Below are 589 nucleotides of genomic sequence, written 5' to 3'. Positions count from 1 at the left end.
CATGCGTTTCGGGTGTTTCAGCCCTATGAGCACTGTCTGAAAGTGAGCATCTACGGGTCGGCCAGGACGCCTTCCGACGACCCCGATTTTCAACTGGCCGCGCGGATGGGGCGGCTGTTGAGCAGGCGCGGGTTCATGGTGATTACCGGCGCGGGGCAGGGCATCATGGAAGCCGGTCACCAGGGAGCGGGCAAGGACATGAGTTTCGGCGTCAGCATCATGCTGCCCTTCGAGCAAGGCGCGAACCCCACCATTGCCGGCGACCCCAAGCTGGTTCACCTGAAGTACTTCTTTACCAGGAAACTCCTGTTCGTGCGGGAATCGCACGCCGCCGCCTTTTTCCCCGGCGGGTTCGGCACCATGGATGAAGCGTTTGAACTGTTGACCTTAATCCAGACCGGCAAGGCGAACGTCGTGCCGATCGTGTGTCTCCAGGCCCCGGGCTCCGACTATTGGAGCCGGTGGATGGATTTTGTGTCGCACCAATTGTTGCCCGGAAGCTTCATCTCGGAATCGGATTTGTCATTGTTGAAAATTTTCGACAATGCCGAGGCCGCGGTCGACGAGATTCAACATTTTTACCGGAACT

The 589-nt window shown here is 58.4% G+C and carries 1 protein-coding gene; it reads left to right on the top strand.

The window, feature by feature from the left end; genetic code table 11:
- Positions 1 to 589: TIGR00730 family Rossman fold protein (locus tag J4F31_12470; GenBank protein ID MCE2497367.1), on the top strand; the 589-nt coding region annotated here is incomplete at both ends.

This window comes from Flavobacteriales bacterium (assembly GCA_021296215.1).
In the GTDB taxonomy this organism is placed as follows: domain Bacteria; phylum Bacteroidota; class Bacteroidia; order Flavobacteriales; family ECT2AJA-044; genus ECT2AJA-044.
This window is presented reverse-complemented; position numbering and strand designations above follow the sequence as displayed.